This is a genomic window from Streptomyces klenkii, from assembly GCF_003626645.1.
GTDB lineage: Bacteria > Actinomycetota > Actinomycetes > Streptomycetales > Streptomycetaceae > Streptomyces > Streptomyces klenkii.
This window is the reverse complement of the sequence record NZ_RBAM01000034.1, coordinates 17,797-27,555: the sequence shown is the minus strand read 5'-3', so window position 1 is coordinate 27,555 and position 9,759 is coordinate 17,797. Positions and strand designations below refer to the sequence as shown.

6 protein-coding genes and 1 pseudogene are annotated in these 9,759 nt (G+C 71.3%); 5 read left to right on the top strand and 2 right to left on the bottom strand.

The features are described from left to right. Positions 1-122: 122 nt before the first annotated feature. Complete coding sequence (locus D7231_RS33680; protein ID WP_120760000.1) at positions 123-461, bottom strand: YidB family protein; 339 nt, start codon at positions 459-461, stop codon at positions 123-125. 154 nt (positions 462-615) lie between these two features. Between D7231_RS33680 and D7231_RS33675 the strand changes: the two genes are divergently transcribed. After that, a complete protein-coding gene (locus tag D7231_RS33675; protein WP_147449848.1) occupies positions 616-1,158 on the top strand; it encodes a helix-turn-helix domain-containing protein in 543 nt (180 codons plus the stop codon). A gap of 1,395 nt (positions 1,159-2,553) precedes the next feature. Here D7231_RS33675 and D7231_RS33665 read toward each other — a convergent pair. Continuing rightward, a complete protein-coding gene (locus tag D7231_RS33665) occupies positions 2,554-2,940 on the bottom strand; it encodes a hypothetical protein (protein ID WP_242000058.1) in 387 nt (128 codons plus the stop codon). A 1,468-nt stretch (positions 2,941-4,408) separates the two neighbouring features. Here D7231_RS33665 and D7231_RS33660 point away from each other — a divergent pair. The 4 genes and pseudogenes from D7231_RS33660 to D7231_RS33645 form a co-directional block, all read left to right on the top strand. Beyond that, positions 4,409-4,621 (top strand): annotated as a pseudogene (locus tag D7231_RS33660) (MmyB family transcriptional regulator); the annotation flags it as partial. Between the two features lie 398 nt (positions 4,622-5,019). Further along, positions 5,020-5,148 (top strand): hypothetical protein, encoded by a 129-nt coding sequence (locus tag D7231_RS38220; RefSeq protein ID WP_267470829.1) that lies wholly within the window; start codon positions 5,020-5,022, stop codon positions 5,146-5,148. A gap of 100 nt (positions 5,149-5,248) precedes the next feature. After that, complete coding sequence (locus tag D7231_RS33650) at positions 5,249-8,425, top strand: lantibiotic dehydratase (RefSeq protein ID WP_120759996.1); 3,177 nt, start codon at positions 5,249-5,251, stop codon at positions 8,423-8,425. Then, the gene (locus D7231_RS33645) at positions 8,422-9,732 is read left to right on the top strand and encodes a lanthionine synthetase C family protein (protein ID WP_158673874.1); all 1,311 of its coding nucleotides are present in this window, start codon (positions 8,422-8,424) and stop codon (positions 9,730-9,732) included. Before D7231_RS33650 ends, D7231_RS33645 begins: the two co-directional genes overlap by 4 nt. The last annotated feature ends 27 nt before the right edge of the window (positions 9,733-9,759 follow it).

Genomic DNA, 9,759 nt, shown 5'->3' with positions numbered 1-9,759 from the left:
CAGCCGCTGGAACTGCCGTGGGCGAAGCCCGGTGAACACCTCGACGAACTCACGACGCTGAGCGGAGACCACCTGCACGACCAGACCAACGCAGACCAACCAACACGGTTACGAGAAGATCTTTAGGAGGCGGCGGCCACGTTCTGCATGAACTGAAGAATGATGAACTCAGTGGAGCGGACCGGGGCCATCTCGGCCTTGATGGTGCGCGCCGTGAACGGCGCCTCGCTCTTGAAGTTGGTGAGGGCCTGGTCAAGCACTTCAGGGTCGCTGGTGATCTGTCCGTCCGGGGAGATCTGGTCGATCAGCACCGGCAGCCGCTCGGCAACGTAGTCCGCGAGTGCTCCGCTGTCGGTCCCGGTCTGCTGAGCGACCTCAGCAAGGGTGTCGGCACCGACGATCGTGACGACCTCAGAGGCCGTGAGCGGCTCGTTGGCCCCCGTGCCGATCCAGGACTCCACGTTGGCCGATCAGATCCTCTGGAGGTTGCTGGTGATCTCGTTCAGTACGTCCTCGGTGGTGTGGTCCCAGGATATTGCGTCGTCCGTGGCCATGAATGTCCCCTCATCAGCTCTGTTGTCCGGGCATGCCTGGACCATGATCAATTATTGAGTGGTGGCCCGCAAGGGACAACGAGGACCTGATGGCGGAGACGGGGCTGGCGCCCGGGCGGTCGGCCTGGACGATCCGCTCAACCTGTGTGCCCTCCCGGGCGGGGGCGAGCGGATCGTCCACCTGCGGGTGCAGATCGGCAAGAGCCGCACGACGGTCGCGGCCGAGCTCGGCTGGCACCTGGAGACCTACCGGGAGTGGGAGACCCGCGGCCACGCCCCGGGCAAGATGGCCGGCCCCCGGGACGCCTGGGAGCCGAACCCCAACCAGGAGGGCTGGGGATGGCGGATCAACACCCCATTCTTCACCAGACCCGTGGTCGAGCCGGGCGCGAGGGTCGACGGCGCCTGGCAGCCACCGCTGTACGGACCGCGCGAGTACGGCAAGCCCGGACATGAAGGCATCTTCGAGGTGTCGGCCGAACGCCTGCACCAGGAGCTCCAGCGGACCCAAGCCGACTGGGAGATCTCGTGCGCGCAGTCGAACCGGGAGAACTCAGACCTCGCCGCAGACGTAGCTCAGGCCGCCGAGCACGCCCGCCGCTGACGTCCCTCAACAACCCCCAGATATCCGTGAGGCAAGTACCCGCTCAGGCAACATGCCTCACGCCTCCCAGCAACCCTAGATATCAAGATCACCGACAGAGTCAGCGATGCGTGGGCACGAGCAGGAAGTTCCCTGGTACGGACCGACACCATCCAGCGGATCGAGCGGCAGTCCGGCACCCAGGCACACTGGCGTTGCAAGTGACCGGCGAGCGTGAGCGCATACCCGCCGGCATCCCCAGCGCCGCCACGCGCACCGCGACGGAGGACGCGGGCAAGGCGGGAGGCGAGGTGCTTCCAGAGCAGCTTGCTGGACGCCGTGGCGGTGTGCCCAGACCTGCCCCGGCGCGCACCGCCCGGTGCTCGATGAGAGCGCCGGAGCGTCGTGCAGCGGGCGCACCGGACAGTCCCCGCCGAGGAGTCCGTCACCCTGCCTGCCGGCAGCAGCCTCTCCGGCCTTGCGCTACCCGATCTGATCCCGCCCCGGCCGGCACCGGAGAGCCGGACCACGCCAGAGCCGAAGCAGTGATGCCTGGGGCTGCTCACAGCTCACAGACTCACAGATCACCCTGTCTACCTGGGCAGACAGGGTGTGAGCCTCACAGCTCACAGCCTGCCCGGGGGCTGTCATCCGAGCCCGCAGGCCCCCGACTCGATCAGGCGTACGCCCGGTTTCGTGTCCCGCCATCCGAAGAAGCTGCGCCGGCTGGTCGCTGGCGGGCGCATGTACCTGTGGACACTCCGCCACAGCCACCGAAGCCGGACAACAGCCGGCCCGCGGACTGCCGCCAAACCCCCACGCTGCACCCCCAGCCGGCCGGCACCAGCGGCCCGCTGCGCACCATCTTCGCCACAGGCCCGGGCCAGTACATCCCGGGAGCAGGGCCCCTCCCGGTCTCATCGGGACCATCCCCGCAGGCGCGGGGAGCAGGCTCGACGACCAGGGCTTTTAGCAGAGCCCAGGCCGGTTTTTACTCACTCTCCCGAAACGACTTGCCTACAAGGCCATCGACCATGGTATGCAAGTCGCTCATGGCCCCACGCCGACCGGGCCACCATGGACAACTCCGTCGCGAAGACGAGCGCAAAAATCACCCGGCCAGTCTGATCATCCTGGACGAAATCGGCATGCTGCCGTCCGGGCAGGCCATCGCCGAAGCCTTCTACCGCGTGATTGACAGGCGCCCACGAACGCCATTCCGTCATCGTGACCTCGAACCATCACCCGTCAGGATTCCACACGATCATACCCAAGACACTCGCCACGGCCGCAGTCGACCAACTTCTGCATCACGCGCACATCGACCTGGCCGAAGACACCAGCCTCCACCTCACCCAGGCAACCACCCGGCAAAGGCATCGCCCCACTCACCTCATGATGCAACACGAGGAAGCGTCAGGAGCCGGCTTCCGCCACTGCTGGCTGCTCGGCCACGACGCTCGCCCGCCACTCGTCGAGCAGCTCAAAGAACACTTCCAGCGGCGGAATCTCACCAGCGTTCTCCTCAATGACCGTGGCCCAACCGCAGGACATCGACCAACCACGCGTCCGGCCCAGCCACTGCGCGAACGGGCCAGTGGCTGGATCAAAATCGAAACGCTCATTGACGCCGTGGACTCGCAGCGCGAGGTGATAGCCCCACAGCAGGATGCTCAGCTCTCGCAGTGACCCGTTGCGAACCCACATCCCGGGCCGCTGGCGCACATTTTCAAGAACTTCATAGATGTCCCGCCACTCGTCGAAGGGCTTGAGCTTCGACCGGTCTCCCAGATCAGCTAACATCCGCCCACCCTACACTGACGGGCTCAAATGAGTGACTGTTTGTCACACCACACAAGGAGATCAGATGTCCGCCGGAAAGAACAAGACCTCTAAGACGCCAGCACCTGGGCTCGCGAAAATACAGCCTGCATCCGCATGCGCCGCTCGGCGCCATCCGCAGCGTAATCATCATCTACCGCTAATATCCACCCCTACGCCAACCGAGGAGAAGCGCCGCCAAGGCGGACACTCACCCGGATCGAGCCTTGCATAATCGGGACTGCCGTAGGCGTTAAGACTGTTCGACCGGGGCGGTCACGTCCTTGCAACGGTCATACTCGGCGACAGCGGCCCGGCCATCTACTGAAGAAGCCCTCCCAGAACCCGGGCTGCTGATACTCCCGCAGCGCCAGCCTCAATACCCCACCATCCAGCACAATAAGCCAGCAAGCAGGCACCAGGTCGCTGACAACAGCGAACATCAACGCGTCCCGCAATCCCGGAATACCGAAGGCCCCAGGCGGACTACCGACCGGATCCGGACGAAGCAGCACCCTTATCCGCCGCGATCAGCACCTCCAGAATGAGACAATCGACCCGATGTGCAAGGCCGGGCAACTGCTGACCACCACGCCAGTCACGGGACTGAGGACCTGAGCATTCCCATTTTCTGAAGGGGCCATCCCCGCGGGCGCGGGGAGCACTGATATGACACCAGACAATGTTGGTTCATCCCTGCGCCGCGGGGACCAGAGTGAACACTGAGAAGGTCCAGCCGCCACAGGCCCCAGAACGCCTACGGGTCCTCTCCCACGACGAGCGTGGGAGAGACCGCGCCACCGCCCTTCTTGACCCGTCAGGCCATAGTGTCCACCATTACCGCGTCAGCAGCCCGGACCTCCCCATCCCAGTCCCGCCGCCCCACACGCAACCTGACCAGTCCCACGCCGTCATGACGACCACACGGAAAACCCCGAGCCACCGAACCCACCGAAATAGCCGGTCTCCTCTGCCCCTACCGTTACCTTCCATACCACTCCCCCTCCCGAAGGCCTGCACTCCAGTCCTCCTTACGAGCACGACAAACACCCAAGGTCTGAGACAACCTCAGGGCTCCGGGCACAAACACATTCTCTGGTGTCATACGGTGAGCGGGAAAGGACCGGACCCCATCCACCCGGAGCACGCAAGGGGCGCCGACGCGTAGACAGCACCAGGCCCCGCACAACACGCGCGGGGCGCCCACCTTCCCTATGCACGCCAAGAGCTCGGCCCCCTCCCGATAGACCGACACACCAGCCCTCTGACCAGAGCGACTGCAAGTTGGCCAAGGCTCAGTGCGCTGCATCGCCCGCACCACGCGCACACCGGTCTCCACAGTCACGCACCCATAGCGCGCGTTCGCACTGGAGTCCCCCCATGCGGGGCCGGCGTACTCAGCTAACTCGTGTACCAGGTACGACCCCCGCGGGGCGGGGAGCCCAGCACCGACTGCACCGTCGGCACCATGCACCTGCAGCACCCGACCGTCGGCGACATCGACATCGACTATCAAGTGTGGCTCCAGCCCGAAAGCCCCGACCACCGGCTGGAGGTCTACACACCCAACGACACCGCCTCGGCCGACGCACTGCGCCTGCTGTCCAGCCAAGTCGCCGATCAGCAGAAAACCGAGGGCGGCTGTGTCGAGGCGACCCAGTAACTACACGATGAAGCGGTTCGTCGCGAACATGTGGACGGTCCGGATCGCGTCGTCGTCGAGGCTCGCCGTCCCGGGGCCGCTTCAACCGGCAGCCGGCCGCACAGCACTGGTGCCCCGTGTAATGGTCGAGCGATCCACGCCGGACCAGCAGGCCATCACGTCGTGTGTGGCGCCGGGCGGCAGATGGACGAGGACTGCCGGCATGCGGTCGAGAAGACCAGCTTGCGCTTGGCACCCGCGCCGACGCACCACAGTCAGCAATCCACGAACTCGCTGGAGCGGATCGGGCTGGCCTCCCTCGGACATTCGTTGACCGCTTGTTGAACGGCCCCGCCCAGCATGGTCTCCCACCGCTCCACCAGGGCGCGGTGCAGAGGAATGTGAGAGAGGAAACCGCCATGGACGACCTGTTCGACCTGGACGTGGAAGAGATCGCGGCGCCGGCCATCGAGGGCGTGCCCGGCGAGGCGGGGGCAGCCCTGGTCACCAGCAACGAGTGCCACACGGGCACGGGCTGCATCTGCTGACCCGCCCCGGTGGACGCCGTACGGGCGGGGCCCTCCCCCGCCCGTACGGCACTCACGTGCGCAAACGGTGACCAGCGGGAGCGGAGCAAAGGTGTCGGTAATGAGGTCGGCGAACGAGACGAACGGCGGCTACGCCTGTGCCGACGTGGTGCTCCTGAGAGCGGCGATACGTCCGGTGGACACGGACCCGGACACGGATCCGGACCCGGCCCCGGCCCCGGCCCCGGCGGGAACACCGTCCCTGCCACGGGCCGCCGCGGACGGGCTGCTGCGCGAAGCCGTCGCTCTCGCCAGCCCGTCGCTGTCCGCCGTGCTGGACAGGGCGGCGGCCGGCGCGCCCCTGACGGCCAAGGAGGAGCGCCGCGCCGAGCGAGCCCTGGCGCGCTACGCGCTGCGGATGAGCGAGCGGGCCACCCCCTTCGGCCTCATGGCCGGCGTGGCGACCGCGGGCTTCGCCCGGCGCCCGCAATTCCGCTGGGGCGAACAACACACCAAGGCCGTACGGGCCGACATGGGCTGGCTCACCTCTGTCGTCAGCCGCCTGGAGGAGGACCCGGGCGTCCTGGCGGCCCTGCGGGTGACGGTCAACGACCTGTGCACGGTGCGCGGCGACCGGCTGGTGCTGGGCTTCGTCCCCGTACCGGAGGACGCCCCCCTCCGGCGGCCGGCGGTACAGGAGATCACCGTGCGCCGCACGGCGGCCGTGCGGCGGGCGCTGGAGCTCGCCCGTACCCCAGTGCCCTGGCCCGAGCTCGTCCGGCGGATGAAGGAGGACTTCCCGGCCGTGGCCGGGGACACCGTCCGGGCGATGCTCACCGAACTGGTACGGCGCGGGGTGCTGCTCACAGAGCTGCACCCGCCCATGGACGACAGCGACCCGTTGGCCCATGTCCTCGGCCTGGCGGCGCGTGCCGGAGAGGGCCTCTCCGTACGGAGCCGGGACGTCCTGCGGAACCTGGCGCTCGTCGAGCGCGAGCTGGCTGATTACGCGAGCCGGGCCCCGGGCCGGGGCCGGGCCGCCCTCGCCGCGGCCGAGGCGCGCATGCGCCGGGCGCACCCGGCCGAGCGGCTGGTGCAGACCGATCTCCGGCTGGACGTCACGGCCCGGCTGCCCGAGGCCGTACGGGCCGAGGCGGAACGCACCGCCGGTGTCCTGGCGACCCTGGCCGCCGCGCGGCCCGGGCCACGGCATCTGCGCGCGTACCACGTCCGGTTCCTGGAGCGCTACGGAACGGGGCGCGCCGTCACTCTGAGCGAACTGCTCGACGCCGAGCGAGGTCTGGGTGTCCCCGAGGAGTACCGCGCACCGGCGGCGTCCCGGGCCCTGCCCGGCGCGGAGTGCCTCGACGACCGTGACCGGCTGCTGCTGGCCTGGGCGCAGGAGGCGGCCGCGGCCGGGGAACGCGAGCTCGTCCTGGACGACGCGCGCGTGGCCCGCCTGACCGGGGCCGGCCGCCCGTCGCGGGGCGACCGGGGCGCCGCCGAAGGGACGCGGTTCGCGCCGCCGGCGTCCTTCGACCTGGTGGCCGAGGTTCGCGCGGCGTCTCTGGAGGCCATGGCCGAGGGCCGGTTCCGGCTGTTGGTCGGCGCCGTCTCGGCCGTCGCGGGCGCCGTCGCCGGGCGCTTCGCGCCCGCCCTGGGCGAGGAGGCCCGGCGCTTCGGGGAGGTGCTGCGCTCCGTCCCCACGCGCGACCCGGGCGCCGTCCGCGCCCAGTTGGCCTTCCGCACTCTCAGCGGCCGGGCCGCCAATGTGGGCCGCGTCCCCCGCTGGACGGACCACGCCATCACGGTGGCGGCCTTCACCGACCGGGCGTCGCGGTACGCCCTGGGCCTGGAGGACCTGGCCGTGGTGGCGACGACGGACCGGCTCGCCCTGGTCTCGGCCGCGCTGGGCGTGGAGGTCGTCCCCACCATGCCGAGCATGCTCAGCCTGCGCGGCAACGTCCCCGGGACGGCCCGCTTCCTGGCCGAGCTGCCCCGCTCCGGGGAGTCGGCGCTGCCCGCCTGGGACTGGGGCGCGGCGGCCGCCCTGCCGTATCTGCCCCGCGTGCGCTCCGGCCGCTCCGTTCTGTCCCCGGCCCGCTGGTACCCGGCCGACCCGGACCTGCCCGCGGCCGCCGGCGACCCGGCCACCGGCCCGGCCGAGTGGCGGCGGCTGTTCACCGCCTGGCGCGAGCGCGCGGACGTGCCCGACCGGGTCACGGCGGTCCACGGCGACCAGTGCCTCACCCTTGACCTGACCTCCGACGCGCACCTGGAACTGCTCCGGCACGAGTGGCGGCGCCGGCCCACGGCTCACCTGCGGGAGGCGCCGGAGGGCGAGGAGTACGGCAGCGGCTGGTCCGCCGGGCACCGCACCGAGATCGCCTTCCCCATGGTCCGCACGGCCGCTCCCGATACGGCCCGGGAGCCGCTCGCGGCCCCGCCGCGCCGCCGGGCCGCCACCGCCCACCACCCCGGCTCCCGCTGGCTGTACGCCAAGCTCTTCTGCTCGCCGGAGCGCCACGACGAAATCCTGACCTCCCATCTGCCCGGCCTGCTGGGCGGATCCGGCACCCGCTGGTTCTACCTGCGCTACGCCGACCCCGACCCCCATCTGCGCCTGCGTTTCCACGGAGAGCCCGCCGACCTCGGCGGACGGCTGCTGCCGCGCCTGGGAGAGTGGGCGGCGCGCCTCACGGACCAGGGGCTGTGCGGGCGGCTCGCCCTGGACACGTACGACCCCGAACTCGAGCGCTACGGCGGCCCGTCGGCCATGGCGGCGGCCGAAGCGGCCTTCGACGCCGACAGCAGGGCCTGCCTGGAGCAGCTCGCCCTGCTGCGCGCGGGCACCCTCTCCCTCGACGCCCGGCTCCTGGCGGCCGCGAACTACATCGACCTCCACCACCGGTTCCTCGGCCGCCCCGACGGCGCGCTCCGCCTCCTGGACGACGACGCGCGCGGCCACGACGACGCGCCCACCGCCCTGCGGGAGCCAGCCCGCCGCCTCCTCGACGCCGACGGCCGCTGGCAGGCCCTGGACCGCCACCCCGGCGGAGCCGAACTACTGCGGATCTGGGACCGCCGCGCCACCGCCGTGGCCGCGTACGGGCAGCGGCTGCGCGACCTGCCCCCGGCGGAGCGGTGGGGCGGGGAGGAACGGCGCGCGCTGGCCTCCCTGCTGCACATGCACCACAATCGGCTCGCGGGCATCGACCGCACCGCCGAACGGCAGTCGCTGGCCCTGGCCCGCGCCGCCCTGCGGGCGCACCTCGGCCGGGTAAAGGCGGGGGCGTGACGGCCCGCGGCGCTGCCGAGGCCCTGGCCTCCGGCATCGCGGAGCGGCTCGCCGACCCGTGGCGGGTCGCGGCGCACCACCCCGTCTCCCGGCCCGCCTGGCAGGACCTGACCCTCAGTGAGGGCCTGCCCGGCATCGCCCTGCTGCACCTCGAACGCGGACACACCGACGGCGAGGCGCTGCGCACCGCTCACCGCTGGCTGGCCGAGGCGACGGCACGCGCCGCGACGGCGCCCTCCGCCGCCCCCAGGCCCAGCCTCTACTACGGCGTGCCCGCGCTCTCCTTCGTCCTGTCGCGCGCGGCGGCGGCCGTCGGCCGTCCCCTACGGGCCGCCGAACGGCTCGGCGCCCAGCTCCGCCGCTACGCCCGCGACGCGGCCGCCCGGGAACTGCGGCGCCGGCCCGGGGACGGCGAGTGCGTGTCCATGGCCGCCTACGACGTCGTGTCCGGGCTCACCGGCCTCGGCGCCCAGCTGCTCGACGACGCCCCGGGCCGGGACGCGCTGGCCGATGTGCTCGCCGCCCTGGTGGCGCTGACCGTGCCCGTACGCCTGAAGGGCGGCCGCACGCTGCCGGGCTGGTGGACCGCCCAGGGCCCCGGGTCCGGCTATCCGCCCACCACGCCCGAGGCCGGGCACGCCAACGCCGGGCTCGCGCACGGGGCGCCGGGGCCGCTCGCCCTGTTCGCCCTGGCCTGGGAACAGGGCGTCGTGGTCCCCGGCCAGGAAGCGGCCATGCGCACGCTCGCCGACTGGCTGGCCGACATCCGTGTCCGCGACGAGCGGGGCACCCGCTGGCCCAGGGCGCTCGTCCTGCACCCGGCGGGCGGCACAGCCGTGGCCACCGACGACGCCCCGGACCGCCCGGCCTGGTGCTACGGAGCGGTGGGCGTCTGCCGGGCGCTGTACCTCGCCGGCCGGGCCCTGGACGTACCGGAGTGGCGGAGCACGGCCCTGGCCGGATTCCGCTCGGAGCTCGCCCGGGCGCGGCGGGAGGACCGCGAGGAGCAGGCTGATCCGGGGCTGTGTCACGGCTGGGGCGGCGTCCTCCAGATCACCTGGCGCATGGCCCACGACACCGGGGATCCCCGCCTGCGCGACCTCCTGCCCTGGCTCGCCCGGCGCGTCACCGGCGAGGCCGCGCCCGACGAGCCGTTCGGGCTGCGGCACCGGCCCCCGCAGCACGGCCGGGCCGCCGACCGCGCCGGCTTTCTGACCGGCGCGGCCGGCACGGCCCTGGCCCTGCGCACCTTCGCGACGGACACGGCACCGGCGACGGGCTGGGACCGTGCCCTGCTGATCGCGTGAACCCTCGGGCATCCCGGTCGGGGAACA